At 57.7% G+C, this 23,235-nt stretch carries 22 protein-coding genes; 12 read left to right on the top strand and 10 right to left on the bottom strand.

The genetic code is table 11. The annotated features are described in order from the left end of the window. Nucleotides 1-145 precede the first annotated feature (145 nt). Nucleotides 146-1,114 (bottom strand): DUF6160 family protein, encoded by a 969-nt coding sequence (locus soil367_RS12950; RefSeq protein WP_136549487.1) that lies wholly within the window; start codon nt 1,112-1,114, stop codon nt 146-148. Nucleotides 1,115-1,217: 103 nt separating this feature from the next. Between soil367_RS12950 and soil367_RS12945 the strand changes: the two genes are divergently transcribed. Continuing rightward, entirely contained in the window at nt 1,218-1,757 is a 540-nt protein-coding gene (locus soil367_RS12945) for a secondary thiamine-phosphate synthase enzyme YjbQ (protein ID WP_246065297.1), read from the top strand. A 16-nt stretch (nt 1,758-1,773) separates the two neighbouring features. On the opposite strand, the gene soil367_RS12940 is transcribed toward soil367_RS12945, so the two are convergent. The 3 genes from soil367_RS12940 to soil367_RS12930 form a co-directional block, all read right to left on the bottom strand. Continuing rightward, a complete protein-coding gene (locus soil367_RS12940) occupies nt 1,774-2,040 on the bottom strand; it encodes a DksA/TraR family C4-type zinc finger protein (protein ID WP_136549486.1) in 267 nt (88 codons plus the stop codon). Between the two features lie 128 nt (nt 2,041-2,168). Beyond that, nucleotides 2,169-4,106 carry a HAMP domain-containing methyl-accepting chemotaxis protein gene (locus tag soil367_RS12935; protein WP_136549485.1) on the bottom strand — a complete coding sequence of 646 codons (1,938 nt, stop codon included), beginning with the start codon at nt 4,104-4,106 and terminating at the stop codon, nt 2,169-2,171. A 127-nt stretch (nt 4,107-4,233) separates the two neighbouring features. Continuing rightward, nucleotides 4,234-4,683, bottom strand: coding sequence for a thioesterase family protein (locus soil367_RS12930; RefSeq protein ID WP_136549484.1), 450 nt, complete (start codon nt 4,681-4,683; stop codon nt 4,234-4,236). Between the two features lie 184 nt (nt 4,684-4,867). On the opposite strand from soil367_RS12930, the gene soil367_RS12925 reads away from it, so the two are divergent. The 9 genes from soil367_RS12925 (at nt 4,868) to tatA (ending at nt 16,323) form a co-directional block, all read left to right on the top strand. After that, nucleotides 4,868-5,440, top strand: coding sequence for an NnrU family protein (locus soil367_RS12925; protein WP_136549483.1), 573 nt, complete (start codon nt 4,868-4,870; stop codon nt 5,438-5,440). A gap of 136 nt (nt 5,441-5,576) precedes the next feature. Further along, nucleotides 5,577-7,769, top strand: a complete 2,193-nt coding sequence (locus soil367_RS12920; protein WP_172962346.1) for a diguanylate cyclase domain-containing protein — start codon at nt 5,577-5,579, stop codon at nt 7,767-7,769. A 395-nt stretch (nt 7,770-8,164) separates the two neighbouring features. Continuing rightward, on the top strand, nt 8,165-10,321 hold the full coding sequence (nosR, locus tag soil367_RS12915; protein WP_216642716.1) for a transcriptional regulator NosR: 2,157 nt from the start codon (nt 8,165-8,167) through the stop codon (nt 10,319-10,321). 72 nt (nt 10,322-10,393) lie between these two features. Continuing rightward, a complete protein-coding gene (gene nosZ / locus soil367_RS12910) occupies nt 10,394-12,301 on the top strand; it encodes a TAT-dependent nitrous-oxide reductase (RefSeq protein WP_136549481.1) in 1,908 nt (635 codons plus the stop codon). A 130-nt stretch (nt 12,302-12,431) separates the two neighbouring features. Further along, a complete protein-coding gene (locus soil367_RS12905) occupies nt 12,432-13,736 on the top strand; it encodes a nitrous oxide reductase family maturation protein NosD (RefSeq protein ID WP_342777430.1) in 1,305 nt (434 codons plus the stop codon). Continuing rightward, a complete protein-coding gene (locus soil367_RS12900) occupies nt 13,733-14,659 on the top strand; it encodes an ABC transporter ATP-binding protein (protein WP_136549480.1) in 927 nt (308 codons plus the stop codon). The genes soil367_RS12905 and soil367_RS12900 overlap by 4 nt, the downstream gene beginning before the upstream one ends. Next, nucleotides 14,656-15,486, top strand: a complete 831-nt coding sequence (locus tag soil367_RS12895) for an ABC transporter permease (RefSeq protein WP_136549479.1) — start codon at nt 14,656-14,658, stop codon at nt 15,484-15,486. The genes soil367_RS12900 and soil367_RS12895 overlap by 4 nt, the downstream gene beginning before the upstream one ends. A 31-nt stretch (nt 15,487-15,517) precedes the next feature. Then, nucleotides 15,518-16,060, top strand: a complete 543-nt coding sequence (locus soil367_RS12890; protein WP_136549478.1) for a nitrous oxide reductase accessory protein NosL — start codon at nt 15,518-15,520, stop codon at nt 16,058-16,060. An 80-nt stretch (nt 16,061-16,140) separates the two neighbouring features. Continuing rightward, nucleotides 16,141-16,323, top strand: a complete 183-nt coding sequence (gene tatA / locus soil367_RS12885) for a twin-arginine translocase TatA/TatE family subunit (RefSeq protein ID WP_136549477.1) — start codon at nt 16,141-16,143, stop codon at nt 16,321-16,323. A 163-nt stretch (nt 16,324-16,486) separates the two neighbouring features. On the opposite strand, the gene soil367_RS12880 is transcribed toward tatA, so the two are convergent. Further along, complete coding sequence (locus tag soil367_RS12880; RefSeq protein ID WP_136549476.1) at nt 16,487-16,798, bottom strand: c-type cytochrome; 312 nt, start codon at nt 16,796-16,798, stop codon at nt 16,487-16,489. Between the two features lie 394 nt (nt 16,799-17,192). Here soil367_RS12880 and soil367_RS12875 point away from each other — a divergent pair, with 394 nt between their 5' ends. Further along, nucleotides 17,193-17,696 carry an Hsp20 family protein gene (locus soil367_RS12875; RefSeq protein ID WP_136549475.1) on the top strand — a complete coding sequence of 168 codons (504 nt, stop codon included), beginning with the start codon at nt 17,193-17,195 and terminating at the stop codon, nt 17,694-17,696. 149 nt (nt 17,697-17,845) lie between these two features. Here the strand turns inward: soil367_RS12875 and soil367_RS12870 are convergent, their stop codons facing one another. The 5 genes from soil367_RS12870 to soil367_RS12850 all read right to left on the bottom strand — a co-directional run bounded on the left by soil367_RS12870 (nt 17,846) and on the right by soil367_RS12850 (nt 22,231). Continuing rightward, nucleotides 17,846-19,291, bottom strand: coding sequence for a methyl-accepting chemotaxis protein (locus tag soil367_RS12870; protein WP_216642715.1), 1,446 nt, complete (start codon nt 19,289-19,291; stop codon nt 17,846-17,848). 155 nt (nt 19,292-19,446) lie between these two features. Further along, nucleotides 19,447-20,196 (bottom strand): spermidine synthase, encoded by a 750-nt coding sequence (locus soil367_RS12865; RefSeq protein WP_172962345.1) that lies wholly within the window; start codon nt 20,194-20,196, stop codon nt 19,447-19,449. Nucleotides 20,197-20,298: 102 nt separating this feature from the next. Continuing rightward, on the bottom strand, nt 20,299-21,183 hold the full coding sequence (locus soil367_RS12860) for an alpha/beta hydrolase (protein WP_136549473.1): 885 nt from the start codon (nt 21,181-21,183) through the stop codon (nt 20,299-20,301). Nucleotides 21,184-21,225: 42 nt separating this feature from the next. Then, nucleotides 21,226-21,621 (bottom strand): PaaI family thioesterase, encoded by a 396-nt coding sequence (locus soil367_RS12855; protein ID WP_136549472.1) that lies wholly within the window; start codon nt 21,619-21,621, stop codon nt 21,226-21,228. 124 nt (nt 21,622-21,745) lie between these two features. Continuing rightward, a complete protein-coding gene (locus soil367_RS12850) occupies nt 21,746-22,231 on the bottom strand; it encodes a peptidylprolyl isomerase (protein ID WP_136550624.1) in 486 nt (161 codons plus the stop codon). 371 nt (nt 22,232-22,602) lie between these two features. On the opposite strand from soil367_RS12850, the gene soil367_RS12845 reads away from it, so the two are divergent. Further along, nucleotides 22,603-23,112, top strand: coding sequence for an EF-hand domain-containing protein (locus soil367_RS12845; RefSeq protein ID WP_136549471.1), 510 nt, complete (start codon nt 22,603-22,605; stop codon nt 23,110-23,112). Nucleotides 23,113-23,235 lie beyond the last annotated feature (123 nt).

Below are 23,235 nucleotides of genomic sequence, written 5' to 3'. Positions count from 1 at the left end.
TTGCTGAATCAAGGAGCGCGTTAAGATTTGGGAATGGGTGAAGCCGGGCAGAGGGGAGGGCTAACTGATGGATGCCGGCCGGGGTCGAAGGCTGTGTCTGCCTTGACCCGGCCCGGGCCTGAATTCCAGAGGTTTACAGCGCGTTTCAGTGGCCGTAAACGACCATGTCCGCGGTGATGGCGATATCGGTCATATAGATTGCGCCGATGGACTCGTCGTTGCCCATGGTAATGTTGGTCAGGTCGAGGTCTCCGGAGAAGTCCTGGACTGTAACCCGAAGCGCATCCTGGTCAGCACCCAGGTAGTCTTCTGCGACACCGATATCAGCCTGGGCGTGGGCGAAGGATACTGCTTCGCCGCCTGGGCCGAAGCCGATGACCTGCCCACGGGTATTGTGCAGACTGAAGCCGAGGCTGGTACCCATGAACGGAAGAGTAACGTCGCCTTTTGCATTGAAATAGGCGTTGATGTTCATGCTGTCGGACTCTTCCTGTACGACGATATCGATCGGGCCCAGGTTGCCGAGAATTCTCAGGTCAGACACCAGCACGGTGCTGTTGGGGTTGTCGGCCCGCAGACTGCCGACGTTTGTACGATTGGCGCTGCCGTCGTCGCTGGTCTGCTTGGCCAGGGAAATGCTATCGATTTCGAGGGTGAAATCGAGCGGAAAGAGTCCGCTGGTACGCATGGAGATGACGAGGTCACCGTCTGAGACATTGGCATCACTCTCGACCGCATTGATGTTGTCGCGGATTTCGTCGATATTCGGCATGCCGCTCAGAATGCTCTCGTTATAGAGGTACTCGCCAGCTGTGCCAGTGGGAATATCACTGCGGGGATCTTCGCCGACAATGTCAAAGTGGATGCGACCTTCGTCCAGGTAGGGGCCGCCGGTACCCCCGAACAGGCGCAGGCCATCGATGACCAGGAAGCCTTTATCTTCATAGGCGATTTCGCCGATGCTGACAGTGGCTTTGTTGATGTCGATGGTGACACCGGACTGGCCGGTAACTTCACCCATGGATGAGTCGCTGAGGGACTGCATTTGGGCTTGTGCGGCAAATGGGGTTGCTGAGATAGCGCAGATCAGAGCGATTTTCTTCAGGCCTTTCATAAGCTACTCCTGCGAAGGCATTTTTTATTTTTATGGGCGTCCAACTTTGCGCGCCACGATTTCATTATGTCCCTCTCGGCCTCGGAAGTATGAGCAGTAGCTCGTGTTTCAGCATATGCGGGCTTCCGCCCTGTGGGTACTCGCTCGCCATGGCGATGCGTACAGGGCGAGAGGCTGGGTACAGGGCGAGTGGTCGGGCCGGAAACTCATAAAGGAGCAAGTCAGCGCGATGCAGCAGAAAGAATTCACCGTAACCTGTCGGGGGCGCGGCCTCGTGGATATTACCAACCGCATCAGGGACTGGGTGGCCGAGACTCAGGTAAAAACAGGGCTCTGCCACGTCTTTATCCATCACACCAGCGCGTCGCTAATCCTCTCGGAAAACGCCGACCCTGATGTCTGCGCCGACCTCGAGCGATTCATGGCACGCCTGGTGCCGGATGGGGATCCGCTATTTGAACATGTAGCAGAAGGGGAGGATGACATGCCGGCGCACATCCGCTCCGTGCTCACCCGGTCGGATCTGACGATCCCGGTAACAGGAGGACAACTGGCACTGGGCACCTGGCAGGGCATCTGGTTGTGGGAGCACCGCTACCAAGCCCACCAGCGACGAATAACGGTGACGGTGCAGGGAAGCTGACGGGACAAAAGCAGCCTCAGCGTAACTGGCTGTCCTTACTGCCACGGCGATTATAGCCGCTGTAGGCCTGTTGCTGCCGGTCGAACTCGGCCCGGCAGGTGATGCAAAGTCGGACTCCCGGTACCGCCTTGCGGCGGGCCTCGGGAATCCTGTTGTCACACTCTTCACAGTGGGTCAGGCTTTCGCCGGAGGTAATCTGGCTCCTTGCCCGCTGTAACGCGTCCTCGACGGTACTGTCGATCTGTTCCTGAACCGCACCTTCCCGTGCCCAGCCGCTCGCCATAATGCACTCCTCAAATTCAACCGCAGCAGGCGGATAACCAGTGTCGGCCGCTGCTGCGAAAAAGTAATTTGAGGTTAGGCCCGGATTCGCGCTGTTGGTTCCCAGCCCAGGATTACTGAATCGTCAGGCTACGCGAGTTTGAATCGTCCAATAAGCGTCTGCAGCTGATCAGCCAGGGTTGCCAGCTCTTGGCTCGCCTGGGTGGTTTGCTCGGAGCCGCGGGCGCTTTCCTGGGAAACGGCATCTATGGCGCTCAGGTTCGAGCTGATTTCTTCTGCCACCATTCCCTGTTGCTCGGCCGCGCTGGCGATCTGCGTAGTCATGTCGCTGATGCGGCGAATGGCGGTTTTCATCTGATCGATGGCAATGCCTGCGGTCTCGGCTTCCTGCACAGTCTCACGGACAGCCGCCTGACTCTGGGCAATGGCCTCGGCGGTCTGCGCCGCGCCCTGCTGGAGTTTTTCGATCATCGCATGAATTTCTTTGGTCGAGTCGTGGGTACGGCTTGCCAGAGTGCGCACCTCATCGGCAACAACAGCAAAGCCACGGCCATGCTCGCCGGCGCGAGCGGCCTCTATTGCTGCGTTGAGGGCGAGCAGGTTGGTCTGTTCCGCGACGCTTTGGATAACATCGAGCACGTTGCCGATATTCTCGCTTTCAGTGTTGAGCTGGCGGACCACTTCGTCGACCCGATTAACATCGCCTGCAAGCCTGTCAATGGCGACGATGACTTTACGTACCTGGCTGTCACCGTTGATAGACTGTTGGTTTGCGTCCCGGGTAGCCACATCGGTTTCCTGGGCATGGCGTGACACTTCCTGAACGGTGCTCGACATCTCGTTCATGGATGTCGCCACCTGAGCTATTTCGGATTGCTGGTGCTGAACCCCTTCTGAACTCTGGCGGCTGACCGCGTTGACTTCCTCGGCGGCGCTCGATAGCTGAGTGCTGGCTGAGGTGATGTCGAACACGAGCTGGCGCAGGCTCTGGACCATGTCGTCAAGGCCGCGGCTGACGACACTTATTTCGTCCGAGCCACTGGAGTCGAACGATGCAGTCAGATCTCCTTTTGCCAGCCGAGCGACCTCTGTCGATATCCGTTTCATAGGCCCGGTGATGGCGCGGGTGATCCAGGCGGCAGTAAGTACGCCCAGCGCTATCGCCGCTATAAGGCTTGCCAGAATTGTCATTGTCGCGGTGGATATGACCTGGTTACGCTCCTGTGCCTGCCGGGCCAGTGCGCTACGTGCCTGCTCTTCGGTAGCGCGCGCCGCTTCGGTCATATCCTGGATCTGGTTTTGTTGCGTTTCGCTGGCTGCGTAGTATGCGGCCAGGTCGCCCTTGTAGTTGGCGAGTCGCTCCAGTATTTTTTGCGCGATGGCTTGTGCTTCAGCGCGATCAAGGTTCGATTCAGTCTGGCGTGCGACGGTTGAGGCATCGTCGATCAGCGTGACGGCCCGGTCGTAGTCAGGCTTGCTGTCATAAAGCATGTAGTTCTTCTCCTCTGTCCGGGCGGCGAGGAAAAGCCGGATAAGCCTGTTGGCACCTTCCGCTTCTTCCAGCTCATCGCTGATCATGGATGAGGTGGCATCATTCCTGAGGAGCATGTCGTCGACGTCGACTTTCTGGCTCGCCCGCAGGGCAGTAGCCAGCTCTTCGACTTCCTGCGCAGCGTCACGCATTTTCAGCTCCAGCGACTTCTGCAACTCGGTTTCGCCGATAAATTCGTCGAAACTGGACTGGTACCGCGATAATGCCGCCGCAAGGCTGGTCATGGTTTCCCGGTTGGCGGCGTCGGTAAAGCTGGCTTTGAGCTCCGCCGCCTGATCCAGTGTTTTCTCGATCAGCGCGCGGGCTTCGTTAACCGCCGCCTCGTCCCGACGGATAACATAGTTTTTCTCCGCCTGCCTTATCTCGTACACCGCTTGCAGCAGGTCCTGGGTTTCGGCCTCCTTGCTGACACGTTCGTTCACTCCGTCCATACCGTTGAGGCCAATCAGGCCGACCACGACCGCAAGTACAAGCGTGGCGCCAAAGCCGCCGATCAATCTGGTACGGATCTTCATTCGAGAAACTCCGGTGAGTCAGAGATATCGCAGGCCTGAAAAAGGGGGGTGGCCTGCTTGTAGTTGTGCCGGAGTATAGATTAAAGCTATGGGAGGGCTTGTAGCTTATTGTTACAGCTCGAAAAGATCAGTTGCCGGGGTCAGGCTGGCCGATGCCGGGGAAGCAGCGCCGGAAGTGGTCGGGCATAAAGGTGACTTTGCGTGCGTGGTGGTCGAAGAACACAAATCCCTGCTTCGCCAGGGCGACCACCTGGCCACTGGGATGCTTTGTCACGCGGAATATAATGTCGGCCCCGTATTTGTTGAAATCCATTAAGCCGACCTCGAACTTCAGGTTCTCCTGGGCAAAACTTTCGCTCTTATAGGTGGTGATAAGGTCGGTAATGATGATGCCCTGGTCCGTCACTCCGAACTCGTCGAAACCGTAGTGGCAGAAAAAACGGTAGCGCGCTTCCGATAGCAGGGAAATCATCTGGTCGTTCCCAACGTGCCCGCCAGGATTAAGGTCAGTCATCCGGACGGTGATCGTCAAGGTGTAGTAAAACTGTTCCGGCAGCTGCAGGTCTACCCGAGCCATAATGGGTCCTCTTCACGGAATGGGTCGCGCAATGATGCGGCGCCGCATGTTACTTTGGAAGCGCTTTTCGGAACAGCCTCTGACACGGCAATGACCGCAGCGCGACACAGGTGTTGTTTTTCGCCATTGACGTCAAAGAAGGCCTCCATTAAAAAGATGCTTCAATAAGAGAGGAACATTGGGTATGTGGACACTTTTGGTGGGCCTGCTGATTTTTCTCGGTGTTCACTCTATATCCGTAGCGAACCATCAATGGCGGGACCGCCTTGCTTCGGGATTGGGCCTGCCGGCCTTCAAGGGTTTGTTCTCGCTAGTGTCGCTGATTGGGCTTATCCTCATAATCTGGGGGTACGGAATAGCGCGCCAGGATCCGGTAGTGATCTACACGCCGCCCCTGTGGCTGCGGCACATTGCAATGCTACTGTTGCTGCCTGTTTTCACGCTTGTTATTGCAGCTTATTTTCCAGGGCGCATCAGCCACGCCCTAAAGCATCCTTTGCTCGTGGCGGTGAAGCTGTGGGCGATGGCGCACTTGCTGACCAACGGCACGCTCGCCGATATTGTACTGTTTGGCGGATTTCTCGCCTGGGCCGTAGCGGATCGCATCTCCCTGAAGAAACGTCCTGCCCGGGTAACCCCTTCGCTCCCGGCCAGCGGAGCAAACGATGGCATCGCCCTGGCGGGCGGGCTTGTGGTTTATCTGCTGATGGTTTTCAAGCTGCACGCCTGGCTAATAGGCGTGTCGCCCATGGGGTAGCGTTGAGCTCTTAGTCTCCGGCTCTAGCGTTACGCGGTACCGACGTCTGGCGGCGATTTCGCGTAATATTCACGGCTATATGGTTCGTCCGGCAGATTTCCTGTCCGCGCAAATTTCGGGTCCCAGAGTCCTTCTCGTGCAGTTCAATACTTCTAAAGTACAGTCCAACGCGCCCGGTACAAATCCGGCCAGTGCGAACCCGGCTAGCGGGGACCCGACGGGTTTTCCGGTCAATCCGTTGCGTCGGCCCACCGGCTGTCGGGCATCGCTTGGCTGGAAACTGGCTATCGTTGCGGGCGTGTTCCTTGGCCTATGGCTGGCCAACGCTGCGGTCGGTCACCTCAGGCAGGCCCATGTGGAAGCATTTACTGCCCAGCTCAACGACGCGGGCAAGCTGCGAATGTACAGCCAGCGCATTGCGTTGCTGGCGTCTACCTGTGACACCGGCGCCAGCCGCGAGGGCCAGCGCTGCAGGCAAGCTGTTGGCGACGCGGTAGAGCAATACGAAGCGAAGCTGGCAGCGGTCAGGCAAAGTCCGAATGAGCTGTTCCTGGGCGAAGACCAGCGGCAGATTCAGCGAAGCCTGCAAGCACTTGAAGCGGATTGGGAACCCTACCGCGCTGCGGCGCAGCGGTTCGGTAGCCGCCTGGACACTCAGGGCGCGAGCAGCGGGGACGAGAGCACTGAGGGTGAGAAAACCGAGGGTGAGAGCGCTGCGATCTATCTGGGCGACCATGCAGATGCAATGCTGGCTAAGGCCGAGTCTCTTGTCGAGCTGCTGGTAGCGGCCCACCGTAGAGCCCAGGAGGCGCGAAACACGCTCGACAACCTGTTACAGCTTGTGGGCCTGCTGCTGTTAGTGTTGGTCGCCATCGTTGGCTACCGCCAGGGCATAAAACCTCTGCGCGAGATCGTTCGCCTGGCCCGACAGACATCGCAGGGCAATTACCAGGGGCGAGTGCTGTCAGCACCCGGTGACGAGATCGGCGAACTGGCCTATGCGTTTAATGAAGCAAGCCTGCGCACCGAGCAGCTGATAGGGGATCTTGGCGCCGAAGTTGCGACGGCCCAGCGGGAACGGGCAAAGTCCGACAACCTGCTGGAGTCCGCGGCTGACGGGATCATTATCTGCCAGCTCGACGGGACCATTCTCCGGGTCAATCGCGAGCTGGAACGCATTTTTGGCTACAGCCGGGCAGAGCTGCGCAACCGCAACGTTAAAGAGCTTATCCCTGAGCGATACAGAGCAAAGCATGACATTTATCAGCAGGGCTACGTGGCGGAGCCTAAATCCCGGCAAATGGGCATTGACGCAGCGGTTAGCGGTCTCAGCAAAAGCGGCCGCGAAATTCCGCTTGAGATCAGCCTCAGCCCGTCGACCCTCGGCGACGAGACCCGGGTCATAGCTGTCATTCGGGACGCGACTGAGCGCGAGCGCGCGGCAGCGGATAAGGCACGCCTGGTAGCCATTCTAGACGCAACACCGGACGTTACAGTGACGTTTACGGCCGACGGTGAGATGGTTTACCTCAATCCGGCTGGCAGGGAACTGGTGGGTCTGCAGGCTAAGGACAGCCTGAAGGGTTTGCGGCTTGAGGACATGCTGGCGCCTGATAGTCATGTTTTGCTTTACGAGCAGGCTGTGCCGATGGCACTTGAACTGGGCAGTTGGTCTGGCGAGATGATGATCCGTGACCACGGCGGCCATGATATCGCCGTGTCGCAGTCAATAATGGCTCACCCGTGCCAGGCTGAAGAGCCGCAATATCTGTCACTGATCGCCCGGGACATAAGCGTAAGCAAGAAACAGCAACAGGAACTGACTCATCGAGCGACCCACGACGCGCTAACGGGGCTGGCCAACCGTATGCTGTTTGAGGATCGACTCGACCAGGCCTTGCTCAGGGCAGATCGGAGCAGGACGTTGGTGGCCGTGCTTTTCATCGATCTGGATAATTTCAAACCCGTCAACGATACGCTGGGTCACGCCGTGGGCGACCGTCTGCTGAAAGAGCTGGCTCAGAGTCTGAAAGATCAACTGCGAAGTGGTGATACCAAGGCCAGGCTCGGCGGCGATGAGTTCGCGGTGATTCTGGAAGGCCTGGAGTCGGCCGAGGCAGCGCAGGAGGTCGTGGAAGAGCTGACCCGCGCCCTGAACAGGTCGGTCCGTCTGGACGGGCATGAGCTTTTGGTGACAACCAGCATCGGCGTGAGCCTCTACCCGGATGACGCGGCAACGGCTGAGACACTGCTGCTGACCGCAGATGCCGCCATGTATGAAGCAAAGGCGGCTGGGCGCAACGGCTACCGCTTTTTTAACCCGGCCTGAAGCTGGAGGGCGTTCTACTTTTACCTTCTACTTTCTACTTTCCATTTTCTGGGCGGGAGGCTCGCTCCTGACGCTTATCCCGGCCGTGACCCGTGTCCTTTCATTCTCATCTCTGAGTTATTGCGGATCCGTAAGGTTTCGCCCGACTCTAGCTCTAGCCCATGGTTGAGCTGTTTCTCTTCTATTCTGCCACCGAAAACGCCCCCTCGATGGCCCATAGCCTATGCAAGGCAAGCGGCTGATGAGAGACTCTTTTTTTATCCTGGTCAGTCGCTGCCCCGCTTGGGTTTTCTTGGCCATTCAGAGGCTGCAGGGCGGGCTTGATGCCCGTCAAGGGATTCTTGCACTCGTACGGCTATGCTGGCGCCACGTTTCAAGTCGAGGTGAGGCTGCTCATGCACGCTTTCCACTACCTGCAAAACAGCCTGGCAATGTTGCTCGCCCTGTTACTGCTCGGCGTCGTGCCGGTCGCAATAGCCCAGGATCAGGCGGCAGAAGCCCGGGCGCGTATCGAGCTTGTCTTCCCTGAAGCAGACATGATCTCCGAACCTGAAGGCGAGTACGGGGTCCGGCGCATCAGCGCCGGCGGGGAGGTGCTGGGGTACGCGTTCGAAAGCATCAATGTGGTTGATATTCCGGCCTACTCCGGTAAGCCGATCAATACCCATATCGTCCTTGATGATGAGGCTGTGATTCGGGATGCGTATGTCCTTGAGCATCACGAACCCATCCTGCTAATCGGCATTCCCGAACAGAAACTCCACGATTTTACGGACCGGTATGACGGTGTCGGCGTCGAGCAGCGTGTCGTTGTAGGGCGATCGAAAGACCCGGCAGCCGTCACTGTAGATGCGGTGAGTGGCGCGACAGTAACGGTAATGGTCCTGAACGAGATCATCATGCGGGCGGCCCATGAAGTTGCGGTGTCGCTTGATCTGATCAAGGCGAGCGGCGTCGCCCGTAAACCTGCGACTGTTCTCTACGACAGCTATGAGCCCGCTGTCTGGGACGAACTGATGGGCATCGGCGCCATTCGACGCCTGCACCTCACCCGGGGGGAAATAGACCAGGCTTTTGCCGGAACCGAGGCTGAGGGCATTGATGAGGCCGCCGCCGATGAGGTTGATGAGACCTTCATTGATCTCTATGTGGCCCACCTGAACCCGCCCGCCATTGGGCGCAACCTGCTCGGCGAAAACCGTTACAAGTTCCTGATGGGCGATCTCGAGGACGGCGAGCATGCTATTGCGGTTTTTGGGCGCGGAGAATATTCCTTCAAGGGCTCAGGCTACGTCCGTGGCGGCATATTTGATCGGGTTCAGGTAAGACAGTTCGGAGAGAGCATCAGCTTTCGCGACCGGGACTACGAAAGGCTATCGGATGTATACGCTGGCGCGCCTGACTTTGACGAAATGGCCGTGTTTGTGGTGCGCGACGCCTACGATTTCGATCCAGGATCGCCCTGGAGCCTCGAGCTTCTGGTCAGAAGACAGACCGGGCCAGTGGACAGCATTTTCACCAGTTTCGAGTTGCCATATCAGGTGCCGGAGGCGTATATCGACCGCCCGGAGCCAACAGCCGCAGAGCTGGCGGCTATAGAAGAAGCCAACAGGCCGTTATGGGTCAATATCTGGTACCAGAAATCATTCCAGATTGGCGTGGTGGTCGCAGCACTGCTTTTACTGACCATCATTCTTTTTCTACAGGACAAATTTACCCAGCACCCGCGTTTCCTGCGCTGGCTACGTCACGGCTACCTTACTTTTACAGTGGTTTTCATCGGCTGGTACGCGCTGGGGCAACTATCTATCGTGAACGTACTCACGTTCGTGCACTCGCTGGTGCAGAACTTCCGTTGGGAGCTTTTCCTGAGCGATCCGGTGATATTCATCATCTGGGTTTTTACCGCCGCGAGTATCCTGTTATGGGGGCGCGGGGTATTTTGCGGCTGGTTGTGCCCTTTCGGCGCGTTGCAGGAGCTGATCAACGAAGGCGCCCGCAAACTGAAAGTCCCCCAGTACGAATTGCCATTTGCGGTACATGAGCGTCTCTGGGCGATCAAGTACATCATCCTGCTGGTGCTTTTCGGCATCTCGCTCGAATCCATGACCCTGGCTGAAAAGGCCTCTGAAGTCGAACCGTTCAAAACCGCCATCACCATGAAGTTCGATCGGCAGTGGTGGTTTGTGCTTTATGCGGTAATCCTGCTGGCTATCAATATCTTCACCCGCAAGGTCTACTGCCGTTACATCTGCCCGCTTGGGGCCGCCCTGGCGGTGCCCAGCAAATTCAGGATTTTCGACTGGCTCAAACGGCGCAAGGAGTGTGGCAACCCCTGCCAGCTGTGTGCCAAAGAATGTGAAATCCAGGCGATCCATCCCGACGGTCACATTAACCTGAACGAATGCCACTACTGCCTCGATTGTCAGATGACCTATCACAACGACGACAAGTGTCCGCCGCTCGTTAACAAGAAAAAACGCCGCAACAAAGGCAAACCGACTGCACCAGGGCCGCAACTCATCCCCGCCGTGCAGATAGTGGACCCCTGAAAGGGTCCGGCAAGCAGTGTCAGTGCGGCCGCAAGGCCGTCGCAGAAAAGCGTGACAACAGGAGCGAAGCGCATGAGCAAGAAAAAATATGATAACAATGCACCGGAAACTGAGCAGTCGGGCCTGAGTCGCCGTGGCTTTCTTGGGGCGACGGCAATGGGAGGCGCCGCGTTGGTTGGAGCCGGGGCTCTGGGCAGCGCAGTAATGACGCGTGAGTCCTGGGCCGCGGCTGTGAAGGAGTCGCAGGCAAAAACCCACATTCAGCCGGGTGAGCTGGACACTTATTACGGGTTCTGGAGTGGCGGCCACCAGGGCGAGGTGCGTGTCTTCGGGGTCCCGTCCATGCGGGAACTGATGCGCATCCCCGTGTTCAACGTCGACTCGGCTACCGGCTGGGGCCTCACCAATGAGAGCCGTGCGATCATGGGCGAGAGCGCGAAATACCCCAACGGCGACTGCCACCACCCGCACTTGTCCATGACCGACGGCAAGTACGATGGCAAGTACCTTTTTATCAACGACAAGGCCAACACCCGGGTCGCCCGCATCCGCATGGATATCATGAAGTGCGACAAGATGCTCACGGTTCCCAACGTCCAGGCGATACATGGTTTGCGGCTTCAGAAAGTGCCGGAAACCAAGTACGTTTTTGCCAATGCTGAGTTTGTTATCCCGCACCCCAACGACGGTACATCGTTCGACCTGCAGGCCAAGAACAGCTACACCATGTTCAACGTTATTGATGCGGAGAAGATGGAAATGGCGTTCCAGGTCATCGTCGATGGCAACCTGGACAACACAGACGCGGACTACACCGGTAAATACGCCGCGTCGACCTGCTATAACTCGGAGAAGGCCACCGATCTCGGGGGCATGATGCGCAATGAGCGCGACTGGGTCGTCGTCTTTAACATCGAGCGCATCGAAGCAGCGATCAAAGCTGGCAATTACACCACCTTGGGCGATTCCGATGTGCCTGTAGTGGACGGACGTGAAGGCTCCAAACTGACCCGTTACATTCCGGTGCCGAAGAATCCCCATGGCCTCAACACATCGCCCGACGGCAAGTACTTCATCGCTGCGGGCAAGCTGTCGCCGACCGTTTCGATTATCGATATCAGCAAGCTGGATGCGCTATTTGACGACAAGCTGAGTTCGCCGCGGGATGCCATCGTGGGTGAACCTGAGCTGGGTCTCGGGCCATTGCATACCACTTATGACGGCCGCGGTAACGGCTATACCACGCTGTTTATCGACAGTCAGATCGTCAAGTGGAACATTGACGAAGCCATCCGCGCCTACAATGGCGAAAAGGTCAACTACATCAAACAGAAGCTTGATGTGCACTATCAGCCGGGCCATACCCACGCTTCACTGACTGAAACTTCCGAAGCCGATGGCCAGTGGCTCGTGGTCCTGAGTAAGTTCTCCAAAGACCGGTTCCTGCCCACAGGTCCGCTTCACCCTGAGAATGATCAGCTGATTGATATCTCCGGAGATGAAATGAAGCTGGTCCACGACGGTCCCACCTTCGCCGAGCCCCATGATTGCATTATGGCGCGTCGCGATCAGATCAGGACCAAGAAGATCTGGGACCGCAACGATCCTTTCTTTGCCCCAACTGTTGCACGGGCCAAAAAAGATGGCATCAACCTGACCAGTGACAACAAGGTGATCCGGGATGGCAACAAGGTGCGGGTCTACATGACATCCATGGCGCCTTCTTTCGGTCTGACCGAGTTCAAGGTCAAACAGGGTGATGAGGTCACAGTGACGATCACCAACATTGATGAGATCGAGGATGTCACCCATGGTTTTGTCATGACCAACCATGGTGCAAGCATGGAAATCAGCCCGCAGCAGACATCGTCCATCACCTTCGTGGCAGACAAGCCCGGCGTGCACTGGTACTACTGCAGCTGGTTCTGCCACGCCCTGCACATGGAAATGGTCGGTCAGATGCTGGTTGAGCCAGCGTAGGGCACAGCGACGTGCTTTAGCCGCGGCAAGGGGCATCCGGGCCGCGGTTAACTACAGGCTGGCGTGAGGAATTATTTCTCGCGAAAGTCTTACCGTCACAAAATGCAATAGCGAACAGAAGGCCCGACGTGTGTCTCTGAACAAACACAGGGCGACGTGCTGCCGGACGGTGTTACTGTCGCTCTTCTTTCTCGCGTTCTCTGTTCAGGCAGTGCAACCGGTTACCGAATTACCTCTGCAGTCTGATGGTGAAAACCGTTGGGTGCTTCCCGCGGGGGAGCATAGGGGCCAGTTCGTCATTGAGGAACCACTGCACCTCCGGTGCGAACGGGGGGCGATCTTGTCTGCGCAGGGAGTTGGGCATGCAATAAACATACGGGCAGCCAACGTGGTTATCGAGGGCTGCGAGATACGCAACTGGGGCCGTAATCTCACCAATATGGACTCGGGTATATTCGTTCAGCCTGAGGCGACCGGCAGTCGCCTTCTCAACAACACACTGAAAGGGCCCGGCTTCGGTATCTGGGTGGATGGGGCCAGCGACGTCGAGCTGATCGGCAACATCATCGAAGGCGACCAGAGCATCCGGTCCCAGGATCGTGGCAATGGCATCCATTTATATTCCGTAGGCAATGCGCGTGTTTCGGACAACCGGGTGAGCCATGTTCGGGATGGTATCTACATTGACACTTCGAATGGGAATCATCTTGAAGGTAACGTACTCGAAGACCTGCGGTACGGCATTCACTACATGTTTTCCAATAACAACCATGTCATCAACAATGTTACGCGCCGAACCCGTACCGGCTATGCGTTAATGCAGAGCCGTAAGCTGTCAGTGATCGGCAACCGTTCGGAGCAGGATGAGAACTACGGCATCCTCATGAATTACATCACCTATTCAACAGTGACCAATAACGTGGTCAGCGGTGTGAGGAAGGGTGGCGCCATGGGCGAAGCGGCCAGTGGAGCAGAAGGAAAGGCGCTGTTTATCTATAACTCCCTGTTCAACCACATAGAAAAAAATCGTTTTGAACAGAGCTCCCTCGGCATTCACCTGACAGCCGGCTCCGAGAACAACCGCATAACCGGAAACGCGTTCGTCGGCAACCGGCAGCAGGTCAAGTACGTGGCTACGCGGACGCAGGAGTGGTCCGAAGATGGCCATGGTAACTACTGGAGCGACTACCTCGGGTGGGATCGTGACAGCGACGGTGTAGGTGATGTGCCCTATGAGCCCAATGACAATGTGGACCGGCTTCTCTGGCTTTATCCCCAGGTTCGCCTACTAATGAACAGCCCCGCTATAGAACTTCTGCGCTGGGTCCAGCGGGCCTTTCCTGTGGTCAAGGCGCCGGGGGTTCAGGACAGCTTTCCGCTGATGCGCGTACCCGCCGCCAGTGCCAATGCGCAATCAAGGGAGCCAGCCTCATGAATGCGGTTGAAATAAAAGCGGTGCACCAGCGCTACGGCCGGCTTACGGTCCTGCAGGATCTGAACCTCGACCTGGCGGAAGGCGAAGTGCTGGGCCTCTTCGGTCACAACGGGGCGGGCAAAACAACCAGTATGAAGCTGATTCTCGGCTTGCTGAGCCCCAGTGACGGACAGGTTCGGGTGCTGGGAGGGCAGCCCAACGATAAAGCCGTGAAGCGGCAACTGGGCTACTTGCCCGAAAATGTCATCTTCTACCCCCAGCTTAGCGGACGGGAAACCCTGCGCCATTTTGCCCGGCTCAAGGGCGCGGCTCTTGCCCAGGTGGATGAACTACTGCAACAGGTAGGGCTGTCTGCGGCCGCTTCGCGCCGGGTAAAAACCTACTCTAAAGGGATGCGGCAGCGGCTCGGCCTGGCCCAGGCCCTGCTGGGCGAACCAAGGCTGCTGTTGTTGGATGAGCCTACCGTCGGGCTTGACCCGATCGCGACCCAGGACCTTTACCATCTTACCGACCGGCTGCGACGCCAGGGTACCAGCATCATTATTTGTTCCCACGTTTTGCCGGGCGTCGAGGCGCACCTGGACAGAGCGGCCATTCTCGCCGGAGGCAGGCTCCAGGCCGTTGGGGCTCTGGCTGAGCTCAGGGATGAGGCGCAATTGCCCGTGCATATCAAAGCGAGTGGCGTCAGCGAACGTCACCAGTTGATCAAACGGTGGACTGACGCCGGTTACTCAGCACGGGAAACTGCGCGCGACGGTATCGAAGTGGCCGCACATAGCAGCCACAAGCTTGACCTTCTACGCCAGCTACTGGGCGAACGCTCGCCTTCTGATGTGGAGGTGGTGCAGCCGTCGCTGGAAGATCTCTACCGGTATTACATGGACCGGGCCGGCAGCGATTCCGCCGGGGAGGGGAGGGCATGATTCAGATCTGGTCTATCGCACGTAAAGAGCTGAGCGATGGCTTGCGGAATCGCTGGTTACTGGCAATCAGCCTGCTGTTCGCAGTGCTCGCCGTGGGTATCGCCTGGTTCGGCGCCGCGGCCTCGGGTCAGGTCGGGTTCACGTCGATTCCCGCGACCATTGCAAGCCTGGCGAGTCTGGCAACGTTCCTCATGCCCTTGATCGCCCTGATGCTGGCCTATGACGCTATCGTCGGTGAAGAAGAAGCGGGTACGCTCATGCTGCTGCTGACCTACCCTCTGGGCCGAGGCCAGATCCTTGTTGGCAAGTTCGTCGGTCATGGACTGATCCTGGCCCTAGCGACTTTTATCGGATTCGGTAGCGCGGCTTTAGCGATTGCCGTACTGGTGGATAACGTTGAAACGAGCCTGCTGTTCTGGGCGTTCGGTCGCTTCATGCTGTCATCCATGCTGCTGGGTTGGGTATTTCTGGGGTTGGCGTATCTGATCAGCAGCCAGGTGGCTGAGAAGTCCACCGCTGCGGGCCTCGCGCTGGGGGTATGGTTTCTCTTTGTCCTGCTGTTTGACCTTGGCCTGCTGGCCTTGCTGGTTTTTAGTGAAGGGAACTTCAATCCGGACCTGTTGCCCTGGTTGCTACTGCTCAATCCCGCCGACATTTACCGACTGATCAACCTGTCTGGTTTCGATGTCGGCGCAGGCGCTGTTGGGGTATTGTCGCTGGGCGGGGATCTGCCCGTTGCCGGGTCCGTCCTCTGGCTCTGTCTGTTCGCCTGGGTGACAGGCACACTTGCGGGAGCTTATTGGTTCTTTCGCCGTCGGCAGGTCTGAGCAGGCGGCACTTATGGTAGGGGTGGTGGATATGCGGCGTTTACGAAAAATCATGATAGCGCTTTTCCTTGCCGTTACAGGCCTTGTCATTACTGGCTGCAATGACGCCAACAAGGTCGAGGCGCCCGTCGAGCCCGTTGGGTTCCACGCCGGTGATGAATGCCACATCTGCGGCATGCTGATCGCTGAGTTTCCCGGACCTAAAGGACAGGCCGTGGCGACAACGGAGGTGCGAAAGTTCTGCTCCGCTGCCGAAATGATCGGGTGGTGGCTGCAGCCTGAGAATCAGAACAGATCGTATGAGCTATACGTGCATGACATGGCGCGCTCGGACTGGTACCGCCCAGACGACGCCCACCTGATCAATGCGCGGGACGCCTGGTACGTGGCAGGGACCGGGCTGGAAGGCGCAATGGGCGCAGTGCTCGCGACATTCGCGGACAAGCAGGAGGCGCGGGCCCTGGCTCAGCGAACCGGCGGTCATGTCATGCGTTTTGACGAGATCGACCAGACCTTCCTGAGCAAGGCGGCGATTAACCATGAGGACGATCGCCTGTCACCAGACGGTCACTGAAAGATGATCCAGTGTACACCGGCGGAAACGCGGGCTGTCCGGCTCCGGTAAACGTATTACAAAATTGGTGAGGTGAACAGATGATGGGAATCAGTGTGTGGCAATTGGTTATTGTTCTGCTGATCGTGCTGATGTTGTTTGGGACCAAACGGCTTCGCAGCATCGGATCCGACGTAGGCGGCGCCATTAAAGGGTTCCGCAACTCCATGCAGGACACGAACGTTACCGGGAAAGACGGGCAAATTGAGAAAGAGCTGAAGTAACAGCGACCCCTAATACAGAACTGACAGTACAGAGCTGATAGTACAGAACTGATTGTACAGAGCTGATTGTTCATAGCTGATTGTACAGAACTGATTGGCCCGCTTCCCATGCAACAGGAGCCGGCCAATCAGCCTGGGATTATGCTTAATCCCGTTGTGGCGCTCAGCCCTGCTTGAGTACCCACTCGGCCAGCGCGGTTGCTTCCTCGTCAGTCACATTGTTAGGCGGCATCGGAATCTGGCCCCACTTGCCCTTACTGCCTTCCTGGATGCTCTTTACGAGTATCGCGACGGCGTCATCCTGGCCAGCGTACTTCTTTGCGACATCCTGAAGCGCGGGGCCAACCATTTTCATCGCTTTAGCATGGCACGCGGCACATGCTTTCGACTGGAATAGTTTTTCAGCGTCCTGAGCCAGTGTAGGCTGCGCCGCGAGGCCACCTACAGCCAACAAAGCAATAATCATCTTTCTCATAGCAGCTGTCCTTTTCTTTTTTAAGCGTTGCAGCGCTTTCAGGGTACCCATGGGATAAACAGGAAGTCCACAATCGCCCGGTTAAAAGCCTTTTAAGTCAGTTACAGACTCTCCCGACAATGCGACTATCACCGTACTGGCAAACCTGCCCAAGCACTATATCCCAATAGAGGTAGGCGCCTTTGCGGCGCCCCTGGGCGCGAACAAAAATTCATGGCTGGTGCAAAAAAGATCGCTTGAAAAAGATCTGGCGGGCCCTATTTTGTTTTTTGCCACAAGGCAGCTGATTGTCACACGGCACCTCTTTGCCAAAAGGCATCTCTGCAAGAGTCGCCGCTAAGCGGGGCTCACTGCAGGAGACAAAACTTCGCTGAATAATTAGGGAGTTACCGCTATGACTACGACATCTTTTTCTCTGGCACCGCTGTTCCGTCACTCCATCGGGTTCGACCGCTTCAACGATCTGTTCGAGCGAGCGTTCGAAGCAGACGCATCGACCAGCTACCCGCCGTACAACGTGGAAAAGCACGGCGAGAACGAGTACCGCATCGTGCTCGCGGTTGCCGGGTTTGCAGAGCAAGACCTGTCGATCAATATCGAGAACGGGGTGCTCACCGTGACCGGCGCCAAGCCGGCTGTCGAGCAGTCCGGCAAAACCGTGGGCTACATGCACCAGGGCATCGCCCAGCGCTCGTTCAAGCTGTCCTATCGGCTTGAAGATCACATAGAGGTGCAGGGCGCCAACCTCGAAAACGGCCTGTTGACGATTGATCTGCTGCGGGTTATTCCCGAGGAAGAGAAACCGCGGCAGATTCCTATCGGGTCTAATGCCGCCCGGCAAAACCGGGTAGAAAAGGTAGAGGCCCGCAGGGGGGAAGAAGCCGCGGAAACTGCCTGAGGGTTAACGAGCCCGAAGCCCCGCCGTGTGGCGGGGCTTTTCATTGGAGTGCCCTGAGCTAAGCTTGTAGTGCCCTGAGCTAAGCTCAAGTGAGGCCACAGCGTGGCAAAGGAGCGCAGGTGCCTGCCTGCGGGCCATCCCGACCGCGCTCATACCCTAAGACTGCTGACCGCCTGATTAAGTTGATGAGCAAGGGCGGCCAGTTGCTCGCTTGTGGCTGCGCTTCTCAAGGTCTTCTCCGCTGTATGTTCCGTCACGTCCCGAATCTCGATAATGCTGCGGGTGATGGAGTCTGCCACCTGGGTTTGCTGGTCCAGCGCAGCTGCGATCTCACCATTGCCTTCAGTGATCTGATTTACCGCGGCGGCGATTTCCTCAAGGGACGCCCCGGCCTGCTCGGCCTGTTCGACGGAGTTGTGAGTCAGCTCGGCGCTGGCGGCCATATCGTCGACAGCGATGACCGTCCCTTCACGTAGAGCTTCGATCCGCTGCTGAATGTCCACGGTGGAATTCTGTACCCGCTGGGCCAGTGTCCGCACTTCATCCGCAACCACTGCGAAGCCGCGCCCGGAATCTCCGGCACGTGCGGCTTCGATGGCGGCGTTGAGGGCGAGAAGGTTGGTCTGCTCTGCAATGGCGCGAATCTCGCCTACCACACCGTTGATCTCCTGGCTGTGCCCAGCGAGTGTTTGCATATGCTCGGTGCACCGCTTGATGCTGGCGGACAGGCCGGTAATCGTGCGTTGGACGCACTGCACCTGGTCCCGTCCCTGTTGCGCCAGGCTGTTGGCCTGCCGGGACTGATCGCGCGCGGACCCCGTATGGCTGGCAATGTCCTGCACGGTCGCACTCATCTCATTAACCGCGGCAGCCACCATGTCGGTCTGGCTTTGCTGGGAACGCGTTCCGACCTTGACGTCTCCCATAAGCTGGGCCAATTCACCGGCGCTGTGCTCAAGCTCTGCCGCTGCTTCCCGGACCGAACCCACCACGCCTTGCTGCGCTGTCAGCATGGCGTTGAAGGCAACTGCCATTGAACCTACTTCGTCCTCTGATTTTACCGGCGCCCTGAGCGTGAGATCACCACTTTCCTGCACAGCAACCATGACGTCACGGAGCGCGAGAATATTACGCGTAATGAAAAGAATCAGTAGCTGCGAAACGCAGAGCACCATGAGCATCAGGACAAATACAACGCCTGCATAGAGGGGCGCGCGCGACAGCAACAAGGTGAAGTAAGCCTGCTGCTCAACACCCAGCACTGCTGCCTCGCCTTGTCGCATGACAACCCATGCGCCGGACAGATCTGGCCCGGCCGGCACCGGATCCAGAAGGTCGGCATCGAGCCATCGCGGCTGGTCGGACGCGACCGGTAAATTGGACAAGCTCCGGCTATCGATCCATCTCAGGCTCGCCGGTGTTGCCCCCGTCAGCAAGCCGCTCGCGACGACCTCAGCGGCGTAGCCCTTTCGCTCGGCGTTAATGGCTTGCTGCTCTATGACCAAAGCGGCAAGCACCAGCAGTAGCATGCCCGCGAACATGACGCCGTTAACGGCCCAGAATTTGTACTTGAGGGGAATGTGCTTGAGATTCAAAAGCCAGCTCCGACAGAAAAGCCGCCGAGCAAATCCACAGGCGGGACTCGAGCTCGGGGCCGGGAATATCAGTATAGAAGAACTTGCTGGTTATCGGCTGGGGGACCACAACCTTGACGCTTTTTGTTTGATCTGGCTCAAACAGCCAGCAGCCTCTAGACGACCCGCATGACCCGACCCATCAGCCGGCGCCAACCCAGCGGTAGTTTTTCTTCCAGCTCTGACAGGCGGGGGTCGTCCGAGCCCATGGGGTCGAAGCACTCTTTACAGGCGTAGAGCACGTAGTTGCCGGTTTTACTCTTGAACAGCAACACTACGGCAAAAAGCGCGCGCAGGTGCATGAAGAGTGGCCCGTTTTCGGGGGGGAGTTCATGGTAGTTTATGGCCAGCCAACCTTCTGTTGAGAGTGCCCTGGCACACTGGTCGATGAAACGGCGCTGGGTTTGGACCGGGCTCATCCGCTGGGCGTCGTAGAGGTCCGTCAGAATGAGGTCAGTTGCGCCCTCCGGTAGCCTTGGCAGTGCGCGACGTACATCCTCGATAGTGATGCTGATCCTCGGGCTGGTCGCCAGGCCGAAAAAGCGCCGGGCCACGTCGACTACTTCGCTGCGAAGCTCCACGACGCTTACCGTGGCCTCTGGCAGTAGATGATACAGGGCGTTGACCAGGCTGCCACCGCCCAGTCCCAGCACCGTGGCGTGTTGTGGCCGCGCAAACGCCAGAGGCAGCAGCATGGCTCTGTTGTATTCATGCACCGGCAGGTAAGGCCGGGCCGGGTCAATCTTGCTTTGTTCGAATATGGATCCAAAGCTGAGAACGCGGTGCTTGCCCTTGTCTATCACAAGGATATCGCCCAACGCATCCTCTGTCCGGTAGATAACCTCACCGCTTAAGGGCCATCGCATCCGTGTTTTCGTCTCCATGTTGCAGTGTGTCGCGCTTTAACTGTTTTTCAACCGGGATATAGCCGGTTTCGGGCTCAACGGCAGTCGTGGTCGGCTCCGGTTTCAGGCCGGCACATGCTTCGCCAGGAACGCTATCTGTTGTTGGCACACCCGCTGGAATGCTTTGCCGACATAGATGTCAAAGTGACCTTCGTCATAAACTTCGATTTCGCCTCTGGGTGCCGTGCGTGCATATCGGAGCGTTGGCGCCGGCGGGGCAACGGTGTCTTTCTCACAGACGCAGAACAGGATCGGGCATTGCACCCGACTGGCGCGCAGTCCGGGGCGATAGGCAAGGATCTGCAAGGCGACCCGGGCGGCAACTTCGTCATTAAAACCACTGTTGGCCGGTACAAGTGCGTGATATCCCGCCATCGCATCGGGCGCCGTCATCAGTGCGGTTCCGTGTCTGGCGCCTGCCAGGGGGATCATTACCGGCGGCTTGCCGAAGAAGCTGCCAATCTTGTCCCGCAGAGCACGTGCAGTCACTTTCACGGACGATATTGGATTAACCGCCAGAGCTGAGGAAATGCCGTCGGTGAAAGGGCACTGGGCTATAACCGCAGCCAGTCGTACGTCCTCAGAGCCGATCTGGATGACATGGCCCCCACCCATTGACGTACCCCACAGTACGAGTCTCTTCGGATCGAGTTGAGGGTGGTTCCTGGCCGCCTGGATCGCGCTTCGCCAATCCTCGTGCTGGCGCTTTATATCGAGCAACTGCCGTGGCTCGCCGCCGCTTGCGCCGAAGTGACGATAGTCGAATACGAGGCAGGCATAGCCGGCTGCGCAGAAGGCGTCCGCGAAAGCGTCGAGTCTCAGCTCCCTGGTGCCGCCCAGCCCGTGAGCCATCACCACCGTAGCAAAAGGTGCGGAGCCAGAGTCTGGCACGTACAGCCAGGCACTGCAGAGGTCGTCACCTGAACGAAACTCAAAGGTTGTTCGCATAGCGGTATGGTCCTTTTCGCGGCAGAAAGCAGTCGACGCCTTTTATAGGTTAACAAGAGTTTTGGTGACGCGGGCCGTAGCAACTATACGGTCATCAACCTTTGCGGTAACGTCCAGAAAGCACAGGCTCCGACCGATTTTAACTGGCGTGGAAACCATAGAAACGACGTCCCCGAGTTTCGCCGCTCGCAGCACTGATACATGAATGTCATGGGTGACAGCTTCGGTGCCTGGCGCCAACACACTTGTCAGCCCGGCATAGGCGCAAACATCACACAGGGTATAGATAACCCCGCCGTGGAGTACCCCGGCGGGGTTCACTGTCGCCTCGCTCACGGTAAAGAGCAAGCTGCCAGCGCCTTCGTCAGCATTGAGTTCGGCAACGCCGAGATAGCGGTGAAAAGGCAGTTCACGGATGGCGTTGAGCCGATCTGTCATGGTGTTCTCCGGAAAACATGCAGCTAAAACCATTTTGGAACACTTGCGTATCGCTTTCTGGCGGCCGGGAACCTGGCAGAAGTGTCCGCCTAGCCGACGCAGGGCTCGCCGGCTGCGCGAAAAATCATTCTTTACGCCGTGCACGCTCAATCAGTACGGGCTCTTTGGGAACATCACTATGCATTCCCGAACGACCCGTCGGCACGGCCACAATCTCGTCCACGACGTCCATGCCATCAACTACCCGGGCGAATACGGCGTAACCGAAATCACGCGAGCCGTGGTCCAGGAATTCGTTATCGGTAACATTGATAAAGAACTGGGTCGTGGCGCTGTTTACGTCCTGAGTGCGAGCCATCGACAGGTTCCCGCGTTCATTCTTGAGGCCGTTGTCCGCTTCATTTTTTATGGGAGCCTTGGTCTGCTTCTGCTTCATGTCGGGCGTAAAGCCGCCCCCCTGGACCATGAAGCCCGGGATAACCCGGTGGAAAATCGTGCCGTCGTAGAAACCTTCGTCGACATAGGAGAGGAAATTCTCAACAGTGACTGGCGCTTGCTCTTCGAACAGTTCCAGTGTGATCTCGCCTTTTGACGTTTCAAAAACAACCATGGGCTGCTCCTTTTCAGTGGTGTTGGCCGGGGTTTCCCCCAGCGCAGATGTTGTGCTCGCAAGCCCGATCGCCAGGGCGCCGAGTATGCTCGTCAGGTGTTTTAGGTTCATGAACTGAATCTTCGATTATTGATAGCATTGATGGGGTATGCCCTGTCCGAACGCAGTATGCCGCCAGTAGGAGGGCAAAACCAGACGGGGGAGCGGAAGCAGCCAATAATGGACGGCCCGACAGGCCGAAGCTCAGCGAAAGGTCTGTACGAAAAATGACCGCACGGTAACTGGCCAGAATGGGCAAATGGAGGTGACTCTGATGCTGCAACACAACAACAGCTAGCATTCACTAGTCTGTAGTCGAAAAGGAGAGCGACATGAAAAAGACAGCACTCGCAATCGCGACCGCAACCTCGATGATGTTTTTCGCTGCGCCGACATTGGCCAATGAAACGATGGGGAACGCCAGCGCTGCAGGAACCCAGGATCAGGGGCAACAAGAGCGCTCCATGACCGACAGCACCTCCGGCCAGGGCACTATGACTAACCAGAACACCATGGGTAACAAGAACGACATGGGCAGCCAGAACACACAGGGTTCAATGGCCGACCAGCGTTCCACGCAGTCGTTCAGCGACCTGGACCGCAACCAGGACAATATGCTGGACGAGAACGAGCTGAATACCTACGGCAGCACCGCGGCCGGCACACAGGGCAATGATCAGGACAATCTTGGGCAACAGAATATGGAGTACTACGACCAGGATCGAGATGACGCTGTGAGCCAGGAAGAGTTTGACAGCCGTAACCAGCAACAGCCCGGAACTCCGGGCATGGAATCCGGCAGCACGACCGGAACCAGCTCCATGGGAACGGGCTCCAATTGATAAGCGAGCCCAGACAGGCTTGATAGCTGAAGTAGGGGCTGTAACGATCAAGCCAGCTGCAGCGCGGTAGGGATGCCTGCAGTTGTCTGGCAAGCTCTAGTGATCAAGCATGTTGACAGGCGG

Source organism: Hydrocarboniclastica marina, assembly GCF_004851605.1.
In the GTDB taxonomy this organism is placed as follows: Bacteria; Pseudomonadota; Gammaproteobacteria; order Pseudomonadales; family Oleiphilaceae; genus Hydrocarboniclastica; species Hydrocarboniclastica marina.
The sequence above is the reverse complement of the archived record's forward strand: the minus strand, read 5'-3'. Positions and strand labels throughout refer to the sequence as shown.